Annotated in this window: 19 protein-coding genes and 1 pseudogene; 7 read left to right on the top strand and 13 right to left on the bottom strand. The window is 60.8% G+C overall.

The window, feature by feature from the left end:
* Positions 1 to 65 precede the first annotated feature (65 nt).
* The 3 genes from U5G49_RS07725 to U5G49_RS07715 form a co-directional block, all read right to left on the bottom strand.
* On the bottom strand, positions 66 to 647 hold the full coding sequence (locus U5G49_RS07725; RefSeq protein ID WP_193444196.1) for a BA14K family protein: 582 nt from the start codon (positions 645 to 647) through the stop codon (positions 66 to 68).
* The gene (locus tag U5G49_RS07720; protein WP_018241696.1) at positions 644 to 811 is read right to left on the bottom strand and encodes a hypothetical protein; all 168 of its coding nucleotides are present in this window, start codon (positions 809 to 811) and stop codon (positions 644 to 646) included. Before U5G49_RS07720 ends, U5G49_RS07725 begins: the two co-directional genes overlap by 4 nt.
* A gap of 161 nt (positions 812 to 972) precedes the next feature.
* Positions 973 to 1371 (bottom strand): DUF1236 domain-containing protein, encoded by a 399-nt coding sequence (locus U5G49_RS07715; protein WP_026230571.1) that lies wholly within the window; start codon positions 1369 to 1371, stop codon positions 973 to 975.
* 199 nt (positions 1372 to 1570) lie between these two features.
* On the opposite strand from U5G49_RS07715, the gene U5G49_RS07710 reads away from it, so the two are divergent.
* Entirely contained in the window at positions 1571 to 1864 is a 294-nt protein-coding gene (locus U5G49_RS07710) for a hypothetical protein (protein WP_193444194.1), read from the top strand.
* A 52-nt stretch (positions 1865 to 1916) separates the two neighbouring features.
* Here U5G49_RS07710 and U5G49_RS07705 read toward each other — a convergent pair.
* Positions 1917 to 2767: pseudogene (locus tag U5G49_RS07705) on the bottom strand (class I SAM-dependent methyltransferase).
* A 166-nt stretch (positions 2768 to 2933) separates the two neighbouring features.
* Between U5G49_RS07705 and U5G49_RS07700 the strand changes: the two are divergent.
* From U5G49_RS07700 to U5G49_RS07690, 3 genes are all read left to right on the top strand, one after another.
* On the top strand, positions 2934 to 3110 hold the full coding sequence (locus tag U5G49_RS07700; RefSeq protein WP_018241692.1) for a hypothetical protein: 177 nt from the start codon (positions 2934 to 2936) through the stop codon (positions 3108 to 3110).
* Between the two features lie 62 nt (positions 3111 to 3172).
* Complete coding sequence (locus U5G49_RS07695) at positions 3173 to 4561, top strand: sensor histidine kinase (RefSeq protein ID WP_018241691.1); 1389 nt, start codon at positions 3173 to 3175, stop codon at positions 4559 to 4561.
* Positions 4562 to 4563: 2 nt separating this feature from the next.
* Positions 4564 to 5187, top strand: a complete 624-nt coding sequence (locus tag U5G49_RS07690; RefSeq protein WP_047622355.1) for a response regulator — start codon at positions 4564 to 4566, stop codon at positions 5185 to 5187.
* 27 nt (positions 5188 to 5214) lie between these two features.
* Here the strand turns inward: U5G49_RS07690 and U5G49_RS07685 are convergent, their stop codons facing one another.
* Entirely contained in the window at positions 5215 to 5736 is a 522-nt protein-coding gene (locus U5G49_RS07685; protein WP_028732259.1) for a hypothetical protein, read from the bottom strand.
* Between the two features lie 291 nt (positions 5737 to 6027).
* Between U5G49_RS07685 and U5G49_RS07680 the strand changes: the two genes are divergently transcribed.
* The 3 genes from U5G49_RS07680 to U5G49_RS07670 all read left to right on the top strand — a co-directional run bounded on the left by U5G49_RS07680 (position 6028) and on the right by U5G49_RS07670 (position 7762).
* Entirely contained in the window at positions 6028 to 6516 is a 489-nt protein-coding gene (locus tag U5G49_RS07680; protein ID WP_193444192.1) for a hypothetical protein, read from the top strand.
* 170 nt (positions 6517 to 6686) lie between these two features.
* Complete coding sequence (gene xth / locus U5G49_RS07675) at positions 6687 to 7481, top strand: exodeoxyribonuclease III (RefSeq protein ID WP_193444189.1); 795 nt, start codon at positions 6687 to 6689, stop codon at positions 7479 to 7481.
* Positions 7482 to 7579: 98 nt separating this feature from the next.
* Positions 7580 to 7762, top strand: coding sequence for a hypothetical protein (locus U5G49_RS07670; protein ID WP_026230575.1), 183 nt, complete (start codon positions 7580 to 7582; stop codon positions 7760 to 7762).
* Positions 7763 to 7809: 47 nt separating this feature from the next.
* Here U5G49_RS07670 and U5G49_RS07665 read toward each other — a convergent pair whose 3' ends face one another.
* The 8 genes from U5G49_RS07665 to U5G49_RS07630 all read right to left on the bottom strand — a co-directional run bounded on the left by U5G49_RS07665 (position 7810) and on the right by U5G49_RS07630 (position 18749).
* Positions 7810 to 9894 carry an FAD-dependent oxidoreductase gene (locus U5G49_RS07665; protein ID WP_193444187.1) on the bottom strand — a complete coding sequence of 695 codons (2085 nt, stop codon included), beginning with the start codon at positions 9892 to 9894 and terminating at the stop codon, positions 7810 to 7812.
* Positions 9891 to 11069 carry a Gfo/Idh/MocA family protein gene (locus U5G49_RS07660; RefSeq protein ID WP_193444185.1) on the bottom strand — a complete coding sequence of 393 codons (1179 nt, stop codon included), beginning with the start codon at positions 11067 to 11069 and terminating at the stop codon, positions 9891 to 9893. The genes U5G49_RS07665 and U5G49_RS07660 overlap by 4 nt, the downstream gene beginning before the upstream one ends.
* A gap of 24 nt (positions 11070 to 11093) precedes the next feature.
* Entirely contained in the window at positions 11094 to 12749 is a 1656-nt protein-coding gene (locus U5G49_RS07655) for a GMC family oxidoreductase (RefSeq protein WP_193444183.1), read from the bottom strand.
* A 1-nt stretch (position 12750) separates the two neighbouring features.
* Positions 12751 to 14301 (bottom strand): GMC oxidoreductase, encoded by a 1551-nt coding sequence (locus U5G49_RS07650; RefSeq protein ID WP_193444180.1) that lies wholly within the window; start codon positions 14299 to 14301, stop codon positions 12751 to 12753.
* 15 nt (positions 14302 to 14316) lie between these two features.
* Positions 14317 to 15432, bottom strand: a complete 1116-nt coding sequence (locus U5G49_RS07645; protein ID WP_130716178.1) for an ABC transporter ATP-binding protein — start codon at positions 15430 to 15432, stop codon at positions 14317 to 14319.
* 3 nt (positions 15433 to 15435) lie between these two features.
* Positions 15436 to 16422, bottom strand: a complete 987-nt coding sequence (locus tag U5G49_RS07640; RefSeq protein WP_193446915.1) for a carbohydrate ABC transporter permease — start codon at positions 16420 to 16422, stop codon at positions 15436 to 15438.
* Positions 16419 to 17372, bottom strand: coding sequence for a carbohydrate ABC transporter permease (locus U5G49_RS07635; protein ID WP_105005730.1), 954 nt, complete (start codon positions 17370 to 17372; stop codon positions 16419 to 16421). Before U5G49_RS07635 ends, U5G49_RS07640 begins: the two co-directional genes overlap by 4 nt.
* Positions 17373 to 17486: 114 nt before the next feature.
* The gene (locus tag U5G49_RS07630) at positions 17487 to 18749 is read right to left on the bottom strand and encodes an ABC transporter substrate-binding protein (RefSeq protein WP_047622624.1); all 1263 of its coding nucleotides are present in this window, start codon (positions 18747 to 18749) and stop codon (positions 17487 to 17489) included.
* Between the last annotated feature and the right edge of the window lie 72 nt (positions 18750 to 18821).

Below are 18821 nucleotides of genomic sequence, written 5' to 3'. Positions count from 1 at the left end.
CACGGACTTTAGTCCGATTCCAGCTTGGTGCAGCGTGATCCGCACCGCGCGACCACCGCCGATAATCAATTGCTCGTCGCAAAGAGATCCGACATGTCGCAACTGCGCCGCGGTCCTTCCCATGGTTGATACGTATTGTCTTCCGGTCGATACGACTTGTAGCGAGCGGCGCACCGCGCTGCCGCCTGTGCATTCACTTTCGTGTCGACGCCTTCATCGGCCTCGGCGACAGTCCGCTGGAACGGCGAAGCGCATTCGCGGGTCTCACCGCTATAAGATCGATAGCTGTTGGTCGTGGGATCGAAAGAGCGATAACGTTCCCCACACCAGGCAAGATGCGCGGCCGAAAGTCTGGGCTGCGGTGTCTGAAGTTCGGCTGGCGGGCGAGCCGAATCGGGCCTTGCCGCTGACGCCATGCTCGCCGACGCCTCGGTCACATAGCTGGAATAGAGAGGCGGAATTCGTTCATAGGGCTGCTGCCGAGGATCGACTTTTACCGGCGTCGTCGTCCATAGATCGCGCGCTGCGAGCTCCTTGAAGGCGTGAGGTTCGGAATCCGCCACGACATAGGATGCGACAGATGCGGCAGCGACGCAGGCCCCGACCGAGCTTAAGATGCCAAAGGCAACGGATGCGATGGCTTTCATTGTCCCGACCCCTGCTGTTGAACCTGTGGAACCCAGACACGGCCGGCGGCACTGCTATGTCGCCCGCCGGTGGCGACAAGCACGGCGAGAATGCCGGCGATTGCCAGCAGGATGGCGATCAGCGGCACGGCCAGACCACCGGATTTCTCTTCGGAATAGATCATGTTCCTCTCCTCGCTGGCGCTCCGGCGGCGGGGGTCGCCGCCGGGGGCATCGGCTGTTTTTGGCCGCACGACGACGCTGCCGTCGGTCGTGCGGCGGTTCCCGGACTTTGAGCGATGATTTCCGGATGGAGGACGCGGCAGAGGCCGCGTGTAGGATCAGATCACTTGATGACCTGGATCACCTTGCGGGACGACGGTTCGACGATGACACGTTCATCATTGACCACCGCATAAGCATAGGTCGGGTCATCCGGAATAGGCGTTACGACAACCGTCTCCGGCAGGGGCTGACCGACGACAACCTTCTCCTTCACGACCACGCGCGCCGATGGTGCCGGAGCCTCGCGGACATAGGTGACGACCTTTTGCGGCGGCGGATCGATCACGGTTCCAACGACTGCGCCGGCAACGCCGCCGACGGCGGCGCCAACGGGGCCGCCGACGATCGCCCCAGTAACCGCGCCACCGGCGGCACCGTTGACGGTCGAGGACTGGGCGAATGCGACGCCCGACATGAGGGTCGCGGCAGTTGCCGCACCGACGATAAGCTTGGAGATCATTTTCTCCTCCTTCTGTTTTCGAGGCGGCCTTCGCGACCGCTGCCAACCAACTAGCTGGACGCAGGGTCGTTCCACGCCTCAGACCTCAGTCTGATCGACCCCGGCCTTTGGTCCCAAACCCATTCCAAGGCCCGTTGCCGACGCTACTTCAAGATCGAGAACCCGCATAATCGCGGGCATAAGCAGGAGATCGAAGGAGATGGCGCGATCCAACCGCCGGGAAGCCGGACGCAGGCGCCTGGCGATGCGTCTGCCGCATATGCGGAAGTTGATCATGGAAGCGCGCGACCCGTGGCAGCTGGAGCTCTTCGAAGCCTATCAGATGGCAGTCGAAGCCCGCGACTCCGTTCGAAGGCGACGGTTCAATCCGAACATGGTGCTAGAGTACGACGAAACCTGTTTGGTGATCGAGCGGCACGTCATCTGCGCGATAGAGGAAGCCTCCTACGCGCAGCAGTTGAAGTCCGACGAGCCGTCATACCCGGGCGGATAGATCTCTTGCGACGGTATCGCCTGATTGAGACGACGGCCTGCGCCAGGGAATCTTATGGTGCGCGGCAGGCGACGATGAGCGCGCTCATGCCGCCGCAAGGACGGGCTCCGTAGCGCGATTCCACGCGCTCGGCCACTTGAGCGACGATTTCCGGCATACGCTCCTCCGGCACCCGCCGTTCGACCTCTCCCCTGAGCGGAGTGCCTTGGCAGAACGCCGCAGCCACGTCGCGCGCGGTGGCCGCGACTGACGTCAATTCGACCCGATCGCAGGATACCGCGTCAACCCCGCCGAAGTCAGCTGCGCCTTGATCGGATCGGGGTCGAAGTAGGAATATTGCAAGCGCCTGAAAAAATCCGGCGGATCCGACGGGAAGAGGCTTTCCAGGCATTCGTCCACACATCTTGCGAAGTCGTTGGCCTCGATTGAATCCCACGTCGAGAACAGGAAACCACCTCCGTTCCGCAACACTCTTTTGGCCTCGCCATAAGCCTTCAGCTTATCCGGAAAGAACATTACGCCGAACTGGCAGACGACGAGATCGAACATCGAAGACGCGAACGGGAGATCTTGCGCATCGGCGTGCATCCAGTGGGTCCGCGACATCGTCAGCGATGGTGCGCCAACGTCGATCATCGCCTGGCTGAGATCGGTGGCAACGATCTCCGTTGCCGGATCAAGCGTCGCCCGCAGAGCACGAGTCAAGGCGCCTGTCCCTGCAGCGACTTCGAGAACGCTGCCCGGCTTCAATCGCTCGGCGACGATCGCCATCTCCGAGGCATAGGGCTCGAAGAGAATCGGCACGAGATGGCTGTCGTAAAATTCGGCGACGCCTTCCTCGTACGGCTGGAGAGAAGCGATAGATGCGGCGCGGGCGCTGCCTTCGAAGTCCATGGAAATCATCACTCACAAGCCTCCAAACCCAAGTCGGTCGGCCAGGAAGTATGCCTGAATCTGCTGATGTCTACGGGGGTCAGACCTTGGTCCCAACCTCCTCCGACCGAAGTCCCGGAGGTGGAACGCGCATCGGACTCGCGCCGTTTCGAACGATACTGAAGGAGATCCGAACATGAACCAGAGTCATAGATCCAGAGTGAATGACGCCTGTAACGCGTCCGTCTTCGCCCTTGTTATCGTTCTGGCCGCCCTTCTCTACGTGTTCGGCGCAGCCATGTCGGGCGATACCGTCGGGTTGACCCAGAGCATAAGAGGCGCCGAGGTCTTCGACACCAGGAATGTGCCCTGACGCTGTTTGGAAAACTCTAAAGACGCGGTAGGTTAATAGGGCAGTCTCTTACCGGTATCAAAATGAATTGGCTTCGTCGCTGGAATGCCCGCTCACTCGCCTCCCAGTTCTTTATCGCGGGTGGGCTCATATCGATCGCCGCCATGTTCGTGGTGGGCTTTTTTGTAAGCCACCTGATAGAGGAGGCCGTCATCCACAATTCAGGCGCGGCGACGGCGCTTTATGTGGACAGCGTGATCGCGCCACTACTTCCCGATATGCAAACAGAGTCATTGCTTGATGAAGCGAGTGCTCAGGCTCTGGACGAGACACTCGGTCAAGGTGCGCTCGGCAAGCGCCTTGTTTCGTTCAAGCTGTGGCGAAGCGACGGCACCATCCTCTATTCGAACGAAAAGGAGCTGGTGGGCAGGAAGTTTGCGGTAAGCGACAAGCTGCAGAGGGCATTCGCAGGATCTCTCGTCGCGCGCTACGAAATCGCCAGCGATCCGGAAAGCGACAAGGAGCGCGCGCTCGGCAAACCGCTCATGGAGATCTATAACCCTGTGCTACAGCCGTGGTCCGGACAAGCGGTCGCCGTCCTTGAGTTCTACGAGACAGCACAAGGACTGGGCGATAGTCTGGCGCATGCCAGGCTCCGGAGCTGGGGCGCCGTCACCGCTCTCACGGCGACCTTTTTCCTTGTTCTCTCCGTTCTGGTGTTCCGGGGTAGCCGCACGATCGAGACGCAACGCAAGGATCTCAAAGAACGGGTCGATGAACTGTCTGCACTGCTGGCGGAAAACCGCGGACTCCAACGACGACTGCAGCGCGCCTCCCAGCGGGCGGCAGCGCTGAACGAAACTTATTTGCGCAGCATCGGTGCAGATCTGCACGACGGTCCAGCCCAGCACATTGCCTATGCCTCACTGCGCCTCGACAGCGACATGTTGATCAATGCGTCCACCCAGCCCGAAGCGCGTGAAAAAGAGCTTGCCTGGATACGCTCGAGCCTTGCCGAGGCGATGACGGAGATCCGCAATATCTGCAGCGGACTGGTGCTTCCGCAGATCGAGAAGTCCTCAATCACCGAGATCGTCACGCGGGTCGTCGAGGCGCATCAACACAAGACCGAGACCCATGTCGAAACGATTATCAACGAAGATGGACCGGACCTTCCTCCTGCCGTGAAGATCTGTATCTATCGCTTCATTCAGGAGGCCCTGAACAATGCCTATCGCCACGGTGGCGGCGTTCAGCAGGCTGTCAGGGCTGTCTCGCGCAAGGGTCATGTTCGTGTCGAAGTCAGCGATCACGGCGACGGCTTCAATCCGAGCGAGGTGAGACCAACGAGCCTCGGCCTCGTGGGGTTGCGGGAGCGCGTCGACAGCCTGGGGGGATCCTTCGACATCAAGACAGGCGAAGAAGGAACGACCGTGACCATGATCTTCGAGCCAATGGAAGTGGGAGAGTAGCGATGACATCAATCACCATCGGCGTCGTGGACGATCATCCGCTTTTTCGAGAGGGTGTAACGCGTAGCCTGTCGGAGATCAGCGGCTTTGTCGTCGTTGGTGAGGGAGCCAGCAGCGACGACGCGGCGATGATCGCCTCAGACAACCACCCCGACATCATGCTTCTCGACGTCTCGATGCCCGGCGGCGGGCTGTCTGCGGTCAGTGACGTCCTGGCGCGGAGTCCGACAACGAAAGTGCTGATGTTGACGGTATCCGAGGAGGTGGACACCTTACTGGGAGCTCTGCAACGGGGTGCGATGGGTTATGTTCTGAAAGGTGTCGGTTCGCGAGGCCTCGCCGAAGCAATCCAAACCGTCCTGCGTGGCTCGCGATATATCTCGCCGACGATGTCGGCAAAGGTCATGGAGAATTCGCTGAATGGCGGAACCTCCGACAAGAGCAGTCTGACGCCACGGGAACGCGAGGTGATGGATCTTGTCGCCCAAGGCATGTCAAACAAGCATATCGGCTTGCGTCTCAGCCTGCAGGAAAAGACTGTAAAGCACCATATGACCCAGATTCTGAGCAAGCTTGGTGCCTCGAACAGGACGGAAGCGGCTCTGCAATGGCGCGAACGGCGCTGAAAGAAGTTATTGCCCCGCTATCACGCTTCAGCGAAGAAAGCGGCTCAGCCGGCGGGCATCGCTGGCCGTCGCCTGTCGATTTATGATCGTCCGGCCCTTCGAGTCCTTCATAATGTAGCGACCGCGCTGCAGGACTTCAGTGATACCGTTCGAATGACGGACGTCGATCGAGCCATCGGACGCTGCCGTCGCTCTCGTTCCTGATCCTACTGACGCCCCTGAAGAAGAGGAAGAGGATCCCGTGCTGCCGGTGGAACTCCCACCATTGCTATTGCCATTCCCTGAGCCATTGCTGTTGCCACCACCACTGCTATTGCCATTCCCTCCCCCGTTGCCGTTACCGCCGCTGTTGCCATTCCCTCCCCCATTACCGTTGCCGTTCCCACCGCCGTTGCCATTCCCATTGTTGCCGTCTTTTGCCTGCGCGCGTTCCACCGCCAGAACAGGAAGGAAACCGCCGAGATTCAATGTGGCTGGTGATGCGGCAGCGACGAGAGCAACGGCCGCGCTGCCGCCCAATCGCAGAAAATCGCGTTTCCGGATACTCATGCCATAGCCTCGTTCGTCCGTTCTTCGCCGTTTTCCCATGCAAAATATGACGCGTAAGATTTCTCGCTGTTCCGCAGTCAAATTGCAACCGACCTAGGTAGTAGGCGCCGGCAAGACTTTGGTCCGGCTCAATTGATTGCCATACTCGGCGTCCAGAAAAGTCCGAGCGATCGCAAGCCCAGAGTCACTCGCTTCTCCATCTCTGTTATTCTGTGAGGTCAGGAAGCATTTCTATGGAACTTCTCCCCTCGTCGTCGCTTTGTTTGTCGAAGTGCAACAGAGGAAACCCCGATGGCAAACCCGAACGAATCCCCCGCAGTCCAGTCCATGCGAAAAGAGCAGGCAGAGCAGCGGAAGCAGACCCGAAAAGGCGAACTCGACAAAGCAATCGAGGACACCTTTCCGGCGTCCGATCCGGTGTCAGCCACCCACACCTCAATTCCCGCCGGCCGCAGCGACGTCGAGGCGGCCGAGCGTGTGAAGCGGGAGCCCGATCCCACCAAGCTGGAGGACGAGTTTCCGCTCGTGGATCAAGCCCTGCACTCGACCGGTGAAGCTGCCCGCTCCTCCGATATCGATCGCGAAAAAATGCGCGCTCTTCAGAAAGAAGCCGGTCGGATGGCCGAATCCGCTTCAAATCTGGCTTCTGGAACAGCCCGACTGGCAAAGGCGGAGGCTCGCACATTCGTCCACGACCTCGAGGATCGCATACGCCGGCAGCCGCTGACAGCGGTCGCAATCGTCGCCGGCATCGCCTTCGTCTTTGGTGCGACGCGTTGAGGAGCCAAGTGGCAGTCGGCTCGCTCGATCACCCCGAGAGGGTTCGGCCGGCGGAACATTACCGTGTGGAGAGCCGCCTCCATTGGGACGATTGCGGGCGGGGATTTCCTGAGGCGAAAACTCAGGAGCGTTTCTAGCGCCTGTCCGTGCTTCGACTTCCGGGGGGCATCGTGAAAATTGCAACCTATAACGTCAACGGCATCAATGGACGGCTGCAGATCCTACTGCGCTGGCTCAAGGAGGACGCCCCTGATGTGGTCTGCCTCCAGGAATTGAAGACAGACGACACCGGGTTTCCACGAAAGGAGATCGAACGGGCCGGCTACGGCGCCGTCTGGCATGGACAGAGATCCTGGAACGGGGTGGCCATCCTGGCGAAGGGCAAGACCCCTATCCTGACGCGGCGCGGTCTTCCCGGCGATCCGGACGATACCCACAGCCGGTATATCGAAGCTGTCGTCGACGGTATCCTGATTGGATGCCTCTATCTTCCGAACGGAAATCCGTTCCCAGGAGCAAAATTCGATTACAAGCTTCGCTGGTTCCGTCGCCTACACGACTATGCCATCGAACTCCTCGATATCGGGCTGCCTTCGATCCTGGCCGGCGACTTCAACGTCATGCCGACGGAGATCGACGTATACAAGCCGGAACGCTGGCTGGACGATGCCCTTTTCAGGCCGGAAGTGCGCAGGGCCTATGCTCATCTCGTCGCCCAGGGCTGGACCGATGCCGTCAGACATTTGCATCCAGAAGAGCGGATCTACACCTTCTGGAAATACTGGCGGAACAGCTTCGAACGTGACGCTGGGCTTCGGATCGACCACTTCCTGCTCAGTCCGGCCGTCGCACCGTGGCTGCGATCGGCGACCGTCCGGCGAAAGCCGCGCGGCTGGGAGCACACGAGCGACCACGCGCCCGTCATGATCGAGCTCGACGTTTCCGAGGCGGAAGCCGATCTGTGAGCCGCGAGCGAGGGAACCTGTCACGTCGCCGCGAGTTAGCTTTTAAAGCGCCGATGCAAAGGACCTGCCCCGCAATTCTCCAACCTGATGTGACCGATATGAACGAAAGCAAGAACTACCTGAACACCGACGAGATCCAGGCCGACGATCAGCTGTCGCCGAAGCCGGTCGAAGGCAAGGATCCGCCAAGGCGGGTGCGCAGAAGCGAGGAAGCCATCGCCGAAGGCTCTGACGATACCGAGCGCGTCCGGGTTCAGCCTCCCGTTGCAAATCCTGATTGATCAACCCATGGGCCCTTCTCGAAGTGATTCAGGTTCCTGGCATCACCTCAGTTGCCAGCGTCCAGATCGTAGATGCGGCCCGTCAACCAGGCTGGCCAGTCTCGCTCGAAAAAGGATCTGGCGCTTTCATCGAAAGTGCGGTTCGCACGCGTTGAAAGCCTAATCTCATCACCATCAAGCCGAACGACGATCTGCTCCTTCCGATGCACTTCGCGTTCCTTCCGGAAACGATAATCCTGCAACGGCCCTGCGCTCGCAAGCGGAAGGGATTCGCCCGTAGCATCGCATATGGCGCGCGCGCCGCGGCTGCCGCCTCCATTGCGAATGAAGAAATCAAGTGCGCTGAGCACGGCTTCCGAGGTGAGCGCCATATGCCGCCATTGCACACCTCGAACCGCCTCCGCTGCGCGACCATAGGCAATGCCGTCGGCGCGAATTTCAGCGTTCAGTTTCCGCGCTTCGACCAAGGCTCTGCCTACGCTCTCCTGATCGCAGATGATGCCAGCCTTCTCGCTCATTCGTGCCTGCACTTGCGAACGGATAGATTTGACGGTGAGCGAGCTCTCGGTCCGAAGGACGGCAAGGAGGTCGGCGATGCCTGCTTCTGCGTTGCCGGTTATATCCCCCGTGGCGGCCAGCTTCGCCCTGCCGCTGGCGCTGGCGTGCTCGGCCGCGCGGGTGCCGAAGACTTGCCCGGCATTGAGCGCCGCTCCGCCCGGCCTCGTCACGCCGTGTGTGCCCGCCGCTTCTCCAACCGCATAACAGCCGCCGACATTGCTGCGGCCCCAGGTGTCGACCATGATGCCGCCGTTCATGTGCTGGTTGTTGACCGCAAATTCCAGCGGCTCTTCGGCAATATCGATCTTGTAGCGGCGGTAGAGCTCGATCGCGAGCGGGTTCATATGCTTCAAGCGATCGATCGGCATGTCCTGATCGGCGCCGGCCTTGCCTAGATATTCGCAGACGTCTTCATCCAGTCTTTCCAGGCTGAACGGCAGATCGCCCGGCACGGATAGGGGATTGCGATTGAAATCCATAAAGACGCGCCGCCCTGCGGCTGTTTCGCTAGCGATGGCAAGGTCGACCAGGCTTGAACCGAAATCGAGCATGCGCGTCGCGTGAAATGGCCACTGATAGCCCTTGCGGAAGATGTTCGACGCCAGCTCCTGCGTGCTGCGATAATACTCTGCCAGAAAGTGGTGCTCGGCGCCTTTGGTATCGAGCGAGTAGATATGCGGGATGGCCTGGACGTAGGTGCCGGACAGATTCCACGGGAACCCTTCCCTGCGTGTTCCGATCCCGAACTGGCTTTCGGTCAGGTTGACGAGCTCGACGCCTGCCTCAAGCGCCAATCCGAGAGAACCGAAGCAGCCGTTGGGATAAACGCTGTCGCGATAAAGTTCGCCAGGCCCGCCGGCCGCAAGCACGATCACCCCACTGACGAACAGCGCGATGCCCAGCGGGTTCTCCTCCGTGCGGTCGCTGGCACGCATGGCGAGTATGCCGACGACGTGGCGGTCAGCTTCACCACCCTCGGTGAGGATCTTGACCGCCGTGGTCTGATTGAAGAACGGCACTCCAAGCCGGATCGCCTCCTCGGCCAGCACCTTGACCATCAGGCGCGACGTGCGCGGGCCGCAACTGGTAGCGCGGCCGACTTCGTCATGGTCGGTCTGATATCTGAGCGTTCCACCCAGCGGATCCTGCGGCAGCGGCAGACCTAAGAACTGAAGCGACGCCATCATCCGGGACGAACCCACAGCCTCGACATAGGCCGTGTCCTCGTCCATTGCGCCACCGCTGCGGATGGCTCGGGCCATCGCCTTGTAATTGTCGCCCTGATCCGCCGTATTTGCAGTGTGAAGGGTCTGCTTGTCGGATCCCGAACAGGCCGAGGTTCCACCCCACGCGCTTTGGCTGACGATGACGACGTCATCGCCGCGCCGCCTCATTTCCACCGCGGCTCGCAGACCTGCCGCGCCGGATCCGACAATGACGCAACCGGTCCGATAGATCGGCACCTCGACGCCGGCGAGCCGGATCACTTCCGAAGGAGCGGGCTCGGTTGGAAGCCGCGGCATGTCGACATCGGTCAGTGCGTCAAGAATTTCCTGCGGAACGTCTATGGTCATCGGCGTTCAGCCAGCGGGATGTCGACCCAGCGCCTCTCGCGAGAAGACTCCATGCATGCGTCGACGATCTGGCAGATGTGATGGCCGGTATCGAATGTCGGCCACATCGGCCGGTTTGCAACGATCGAGCGGATCACCTCGGCCACCTCGATGATCTTGCTTTCATTGTAGCCTAGGCCGAAATTCGGCAGGGGAAGGAAAGCCCTGAAGGTGGGGTTTTCAGGCCCAACGTCGATCTCCCGGAAGCCGCGCCGCCCCGTTCGGTCATCGTTGGAGTAGAAGCGCAGCCGGTTTATCTCGTCATAGGTATAGGCGATGCTGCCCTTCGTTCCATAGATTTCGTAGGTCTGCATGAACTTGCGGCCGGTCGCGACACGGCTGAAATCGACGATCCCGCCAGCGCCGTTCTCGAACCGGCACAGCAGGTTCGTCGCATCGGGATTGGTGATATCGGCCCAGGTCTCATTGCCTGACAGTTTCACCTGCTCGCCATAGGCAAGGCCCTCGACGACAGGCCGACGCGGCGTCACAATGAGATTGTCGGCGATCAGCGAACTGACGCGGCCGACCAGGAAATCCATGAAGCTGAAGATGTGCGAACCGGTATCACCGACGATCCCGGTCGGCGCAAGCTTTCCATCGGCGCGCCACATGAAGGGCGCGTAGGGATCGCCATACATGTCGACGTGCTGGCAGCCGCGAAACAGCTTGATCTCGCCGATTTCGCCAGATTGAATGATGTCTTTCGCCAGATCATGGACAGGATTGCGAGGAAAGGCGTGTCCAACGCGGGTAATGACACCCTTCGCCCGGGCGATGTCGGCCAGTTCCCGCGCTTCAGCGGCGGTGTTTGCCAACGGCTTCTCGCAATAGACATGTTTGTCGGCCAGCAAGGCCGCCTTCGCCACTTGGTAATGAAGGTGGTCGGGCAGGCAGATATCGATCAGATCGACATCAGGATCGGCGACCGCGAGATTCCAATCCTGAAGAATTCTTGCACCCGGCGCCCTGTGGGAAAGATCCCCGGCTGCCTTCGAGGGACCTTCGACGAGAGCCACGATCCGTGCCGTTCCGTCCGACACTCCGAAGAAATGCGGAAAGGTCTGATAGGCCATCGTGTGGACCTTTCCCATCCAGCCCGAGGCGCCCAGCACTGCAACTCTGACTTCAGACATTGTCGTCTCTCCTCTTAAGATGGCTTACCGGATTTCGGCGCGGGCCCGAGGCCTCGCATCGTTGCGTTCGTAGGCGAAGATGGTGGGGGCAAGTGCCGGCAAGCCTCGGATGAGGTCAGATCCCTTTTCGCCAACCATGATCGTCGGAGCATTGGTATTGCATGACGGCACGCGCGGCATGACGGATGAATCGCAGACCCTGAGGCCTTCCAGGCCATGGACCTTGAGATCGAGCCCGACAACCGCGTCAGGCCCTGTCCCCATCTTGCAGGTACCGACCGGATGATGATCGGTCTTTGCGTTGGCGCAGCCGTAGTCGAAAAGCTCTTCGTCGGTCATGACCTTCGGTCCTGGAAGCCTTTCGGCCATGACATAGGGCTTCAGCGCCGCCTGTTGCATGATCTCGCGCGCGATCTTGAGCCCTTCCAACGACATCGTCCTGTCGTGCGGATCGGACCAGTAGTTGGGATCGATCAATGGAGAGGCGGCCGGGTCAGAGGATGACAGACGGACTGTCCCCCGCGAGCGCGGATGCAGATAGGCGGAATTAAGTGTCACGCCCGCATTCTTGAGGCGCTCGACACCCGCTTCGATGCCCGAACCCAGGCCGAGATGGAACTGGATATCAGGAGAACGGGCTTGCGGATCGGCGTACCAGAAGCCGCCGGTCTCGAAGAGCGACGAGGCGACAGGACCGGTGCGGAACAGGGCGTATTGAATCCCGGCCCAAAGTGTCCGGTGGAGTTTTGCAACGCCATCATAGGTGTGATCGCCGGTGCATTCAGCGATGACGAAAAGATCCAGGTGATCCTGCAGGTTTTCGCCGACACCCGGCAGATCGTGGAGCACCTTGACGCCCACCGACCGCAGATGGTCGGCCGGTCCTATGCCGGACTGCAAAAGCAGCTTCGGCGATCCGATCGCGCCCGATGACACCAGCACTTCGCGTTCGGCGCGCACGATCTCCAAGCCGCGCGAGGTCACGATTTCGACGCCTGTCGCACGGGCTCCCTCCACGATAATACGGGCGACGCGCGCGCCCGTCCGGACCGTCAGGTTCTTCCGGTCCTTGATCGGGGAGAGATAGGCGAGCGAAGCCGACGACCGGCGGCGGTTGCGCTGCGTGAGCTGATAAAATCCCACTCCCGCCTGCTGGCGTCCGTTGAAGTCGTGATTATAGGGAATGCCGAGCTCCTGCCCTGCACGGATATAGGCGTCGCAGATCGGCAACGGCGCAGCCGGCATCGAGACGCCCAGCGGACCGCCATAGGAGTGATAGTCGTCAGCGAAGCGCTGATTGTCCTCCGCGCGTTTGAAATAGGGAAGGATCGAGCGGTAGTCCCAGCCCTCGCAACCGTCTTCACGAGCCCAGAGATCATAATCCGCCGCGTTTCCGCGTGTATAGAGCTGGGCGTTGATGGACGAGCCACCGCCGATGACTTTCGCCTGCGTATAGCGAAGCACCCGACCTTTCATGTGCTTCTGGGGAACAGTTTCCCATCCCCAGCTGGCAACGCCTTTGGTCATCTTGGCGAAGCCGGCCGGCATGTGAAAGAGCGGATTCCAGTCGCCTCCGCCCGCTTCGAGCAGGAGCACGCTGACATCGGGATCTTCGCTCAGCCGGTTCGCAAGAACGCATCCTGCCGGACCGGCGCCAGTGATGATGTAATCGAATCCCATTTTACTGTCCTGTTGCATCCGGCCTGGCGACCGCCAGCGCCTGTGTCATGCCTGCAAAGTCCTTCGACGCGATATGATCTGCCACTCTCAGCGCTTGGGCGGCGATGGTGAGCGCAGGATTCACCGCGGCCGAGGTGGGGAGGAAACTGGCGTCGACGACGAAGAGATTTTCGTGATCATACGAACGGCAGTACGCGTTCAGCGGCGCAGTCGCGGGATCGTTTCCAATGCGGATCGTTCCGCACTGATGCGAGGGCGTGCGCTTGTCGAATGGTCTCGACAGCACGATCGGAAATCCGATCGACTTCAGAATCCGCTTCAACTTGGCGACAAGTGCGAGGTGGGCGTCCCAGTTGGTTCGTTGCCATTGGAGAACAATCCGATCTCCATCCACCATGACACGGCTTTCGGGATTGGGAACGTCCTCGCTCATCGCATAGAAGTCGATGGCATGGCCCGTGATGAAGCGCAGAAGCCACTCCGGAGCCTGCGGCAGAGAGCCCTTGAGGACCTTTTCAGAGATGCGACCGAGGAGCTGCACGTTGCCGAGGGGCGGTCCGCCCTCCCCGTCGGAGAGATAGAAGTCGTTGAAGGCAAACGTCTTCTGGTAGATGGAGGTGTTCCTGAACCGCGGCGAGACCCCGATGACGGCGGACGCATTGTGATTCATGAAGTTGCGGCCCACCTGGTCGGAAGAGTTCGCCAGACCCTTTGGGAAGCGGTCGTTTTTCGAACGCAGCAAAAGCACGGATGATTGGACTGCCCCGGCGGAGAGGATCACGATCTTAGGCGAAACAGTCACCGTCTGCCCGTTCTTGATGTAGGTCACCTGGTCGATCCGGCTCCCCGCTCCAACGTCGAGCCTCGTAACACGCGCAGTGGTTTCGAGCCGCACATTCTCGTGTCTCAGCGCCACTGCGAGGGCTGCAGTCTCGGCATCCATCTTGCCGTCCCGTGCGTTTGGATGCGCATCCCATGGCGTGCGTGCTTTGGAGAGCCAGGCGTCAAGATCCAGGCCGAGCGGTAGGGAAAACGGATGCAGGCCTTTCTGCTTGAGGCGCGCCCTGACATCGGCAATCGGCGCCTCGTCGGGGACTGGCGGGTATTCGTAGGCAGCCGTGTGGTGCGGCTCGGTGGGATCTTCGCCCAGACTGCCACGGACCTGATACATGCGCTCCGCCTGGCAGTACCATGGCTCCAGGGCTTCGTAGGGAAACGGCCAGGCTGGAGATACACCCTCGCGGTGTTCGATGACTGCGAAATCCTCTTTGCGATAGCGCGACAGCACGGCGCCGTAGAACTTCGAATTCCCGCCGACATTGTAATAGTTTCCGGGATTGAATCCCTTGCCGTTCGCCTCGTACCAGGTTTCCTTCGGTCGAAAATGTCCCCGCTGGAAGATCGCGCGTTGGTCGCGGTTGACCGGAAGGTCGGCGATATGATCGCCGGCTTCGAGGATCAATATCTGCGCGCCGGTCGCGGCCAGGCCGGCCGCGACCGTGGCGCCGCCGATGCCTGAACCGATGATGACGATGTCAGGTGAACTGCTCATGTTAGCACCTGGCCATCACACGATCCGCGCCTGGCTCTCGGGATCGAAGAAGACGGCCTTGTCGAGATTGAATGCGAGGCGGGTGTTTTGTCCTGGAGCGATGCCGGTATCGGCGCGCAGGCGGGCGACGACGGATTTGCCGCCGAGCTTGGTGACGGCGAAGGTGTCGGAGCCGGCCGGTTCGACCACCTCGATCAGGCAGTCGCCCTCGGTCAGCGAGCGCGCCTTGCGGTCGGCGCCATCGGGATCGGTCAAGGCCTCCGGCCGGATGCCGAAGATCACCTGTCTGCCGGTATAGGCGGTCAGGCCATTGTTGCCTGCGATGACGGGGAGCCTCAGCGGGGCGGCATTCGGCCGCTCCAGCGAGACTTCGAGCCCGCCGGCGCCGTTTTCGACGGTGGCGGTGAGCAGGTTCATCGCCGGCGAGCCCATGAAGTCGGCGACGAAGATGTTGGACGGGCTGTTATAGATCTCGGCCGGCGTGCCGAACTGCTGCAGCACGCCATCCTTCAGCACGGCGATCTTGGTCGCCAGCGTCATCGCCTCGATCTGGTCGTGGGTGACATAGACGAAGGTGGTGCCCATGCGCTGATGCAGCCGCTTGATCTCGGTGCGCATGTCGACGCGCAGCTTGGCATCGAGATTGGAGAGCGGCTCGTCGAACAGGAAGACCTGCGGATTGCGCACCAGCGCTCTCCCCATGGCGACACGCTGGCGCTGGCCGCCGGAGAGCTGGCTCGGCTTGCGGTCGAGCAGATGACCGATCTGCAGCATGTCGGAGACTTGCCCGATCGCCTTGACACGCTCCTCCTTCGGCACGCCGCGGATCTCCATGCCGAAGGCGATATTGCCGGCCACCGTCATGTTCGGATAGAGCGCATAGGACTGGAACACCATGGCGATGTCGCGCTTGGAGGGATGCAGCCCGCTGATGTCGCGCCCGTCGATCTTGATATCGCCGGAGGTGATCGTCTCCAGCCCGGCAATGGTGTTGAGCAGCGTCGACTTGCCGCAGCCGGACGGGCCGACCAGCACGAGAAAGCCGCCCTTTTCGAGTTCGAGGTCGATCCCCTTGAGAATGTCGACGGCGCCGAAGCGCTTTCTGAGACCGGAGATTTCGAGGAAGGCCATGGATTACCCTTTGACAGCGCCCGCCATCAGACCGCGCACGAAGTAGCGGCCGGCGAGGATATAGACGATGAGCGTCGGCACGGCTGCGATCATCGCAGCCGCCATGTTGACATTGTATTCGACCACCCCGGTCGAGGTGTTGACGACGTTGTTCAGCGCCACCGTCATCGGCATGGATTCACCGGTGCCGGCATAGGCAGACGCAAACAGGAAGTCGTTCCAGATATTGGTGAACTGGTAGATCACCGTGACGACGATGATCGGCAGCGAGTTCGGCAGCATGATGCGGCGGAAGATCTGGAAGAAGCTGGCGCCATCGACCTGGGCGGCCCTGACCAGTTCGGTCGGAAAGGCCTCGTAGAAATTGCGGAAGAACAGCGTCGTGAAGCCGAGGCCATAGACGACGTGCACGAAGACCAGATTGACGGTCGGATTGCCGAAGCCGAAGTTCCAGCCCGTGGCGTTCTGCAGCGTCATGCCGAAGCGGCCGAGCGAGCCGAGGATCGTTGCCATCGGCAACAGCACCGACTGGAACGGGATGAAGCAGGCAAACAGCATCAGCCCGAACACCAGCGTGTGGCCGGGGAAGCGCCATTTGGTCAGGACATAGCCGTTCAGCGCCCCCATGATGGTGGAGATCGCGACAGCCGGCACGACCATCTTGATCGAGTTCCAGAAGTAACCCTTGATGCCGGCGCAGGTCAGCCCCACGCAGGTCTCGCCCCAGGCCTTGATCCAGGGATCGAAGGTCGGCGATTGCGGCAGCGCCAGCATGTTGCCGTTCTGGATCTCGTCCATGGTCTTGAACGAGGTGGTCAGCATGACGAAGAGCGGCATCAGATAGAGGACGGCAAAGACCAGCAGCAGGCCATAGATGACGGTGCGGCCGATCCAGCGGGTGTTGTTGCTGTTCTTGCTGTCGTTCCTGTGATCGCTGCCCTGCCGCAGCGTTGCGGTCGAGGTTGCTATTGGAGAGGTCACGCTGCTCATCGCGCCTTCTCCTTCAGTTCGGAATAGAGATAGGGAACGATGATTGCCGAGATCGTCATCAGCATGATGATGGCGCTGGCCGAACCGACGGCCATCTCGTTGCGCTTGAAGGTGTATTCGTACATGAAGTTCGACGGCAGCCAGGCCGAGCCGCCAGGCCCGCCCGAGGTCAGCGCCACCACCAGGTCATAGGACTTGATCGCCATATGGGCGAGCACGATGAAGGCGGAGAGAAAGATCGGCCGCAACAGCGGGATGACGATGCGCCGATAGAGCTGGAAGGGCGAAGCGCCGTCGATCTGGGCGGCCTTCATGATCTCGCCGTCGATGCCGCGCAGGCCCGCCAGGAACATCGCCATGACGAAGCCCGACGCCTGCCAGACGCCGGCGATGACGACGGTGTAGATGACGAAGTCCTTGTTCTTGATCCAGTCGAAGTGGAAGCTCGTCCAGCCAAAATGGTGCAGCGTCTGTTCCAGCCCGAGGCCGGGATCGAGGAACCATTTCCAGGCGACACCGGTGACGATGAAGGACAGCGCCATCGGATAGAGGAAGATCGGCCGGAGCAGCCCCTCGCCGCGGATCTTCTGGTCGAGCAGGATGGCGAGGAACAGACCGAGTGCTAAGCAGATGCCGATATAGAGGAAGCCGAAGATCGCCATGTTGGTGATCGAGGTGTACCAGGAAGATGGCGGATCGCTCTCGAAGGTCCAGCGCCACAGCCGCTGATAGGCGCGCGCCCCGGTCAGCGCATAGGAGGGAAAGGTCTTGGAATTGGTGAACGACAGATAGGCCGTCCAGACGATGAAGCCGTAGACGAAGATGATGGTGATGACGAAGCTCGGCGCCAAGACGATCTTCGGCAGCGCATCCTGCAGCCGGCCCCTCAACGAGATCCCCGTCGATTGCCTCGGTGTCAGAACCGGATCGGTGGTCGCAACGGTGCTCATGGAATGTCATCTCCTCCCCAAAATCGGCCCCGCATGATCATCCCTGCATGATCGGCGCGGAGCCTGAAGCTTCCCCGCGAGCAGGCGGGGAAGCATTTTTAGTCGACAGTGGTCTCAGCGGGCGTCGTCGATCGCCTGGACGAGCTGCTTGACGGCTTCGTCGGAGGTCTTGATCTGGCCGTGGACGAACTTCGAGACGACATCCTTATAGGCATTGGCGATCGCCGGAGGAGCGCCGTAGCCTTGCGCCAGCGAGCCGAACAGCGTGCCGCCTTCGTTGGCTGCCTTCAGGTCGGCGATGCCCTTCTTGCCGCAAGCGTCGAAGTCGGTGTCGGGAACGTCGGTACGGGCCGGCACCGAACCCTTGACGACGTTGAAGGCCGACTGGAAGCTCTTCGACAGCGTTGCCGTTGCCAGCGCCACCTGGGCCGCCTTGCGGTCATCAGGGACGTTGAACATGCCGAACATGTCGGAGTTGTAGACCACGCTGCCGTCGGTGCCGGGGAAGCGGTAGCAGAGGAAGTCGGTGTCCGGCGTCTTCTTGGCGGCGACGAATTCGCCCTTGGCCCAGTCACCCATCACCTGCACCAGCGCGTCACCCTTGATGACCATGGCGGTCGCCAGGTTCCAGTCGCGGCCCGAGAAGTTCGGGTCGACATATTTGATGATCGTCGCCAGATTGTCGAAGGACTTCTTCATCGTGTCGGACTTCAGCGATTCCTCGTCGAGGTCGTTGAAGGCCTTCTTGTAGAATTCCGGCCCACCGGTCGACAGCACGATGGAATCGAACATCGTCGCTTCCTGCCAGTTCTGACCACCAAGAGCGAGCGGGATGACGCCGGCGGCCTTGGCCTTGTCGAGCAGCGCGATCAGCTCGTCGAAGGTCTTCGGCTGGGTGCCGCCGATCTTGTCCATCACAGCCTTGTTGATCCACAGCCAGTTGACCGAGTGCACGTTGACGGGAGCAGCAACCCACTTGCCGTCATAGACCGAGAACTTCTGCAGTGCTGCCGGAACCGACTTGTCCCAGCCTTCCTTCTTCGCCGTCTCGGTCAGATCACCCATGACGCCGGCCTGGGCATAATCGAGCACGGTATAACCCAGCATCTGCGAGGCTGTCGGATAGGTGCCGGCTGCCACCATTGCCTTCAGCGCCGTCATCGCCGCATCGCCGCCACCGCCGGCAACCGGCACGTCCTTCCAGGCAAAACCTTCCTTCGAAAGATCCTGCTTCAATACGTTCAGCGCCGCTGCCTCGCCGCCAGACGTCCACCAATGCAGCATCTGCACTTCCTTCACGTCGGCGGCGCGTACGGACACGCTGGCGCTAGCCAGAGCCAATGCGATCATTGCGGTCGTGGTCAAAAACCTGTTCATCGAAGAACCTCCCAGTTCAAGTTTGGAAGATGCGGGACCCATTCCCGCACCAATCACCCGCCCTCCTCGAGC

The organism is Rhizobium indigoferae (assembly GCF_034554815.1).
Taxonomy (GTDB): Bacteria; Pseudomonadota; Alphaproteobacteria; order Rhizobiales; family Rhizobiaceae; genus Rhizobium; species Rhizobium leguminosarum.
This window is presented reverse-complemented; position numbering and strand designations above follow the sequence as displayed.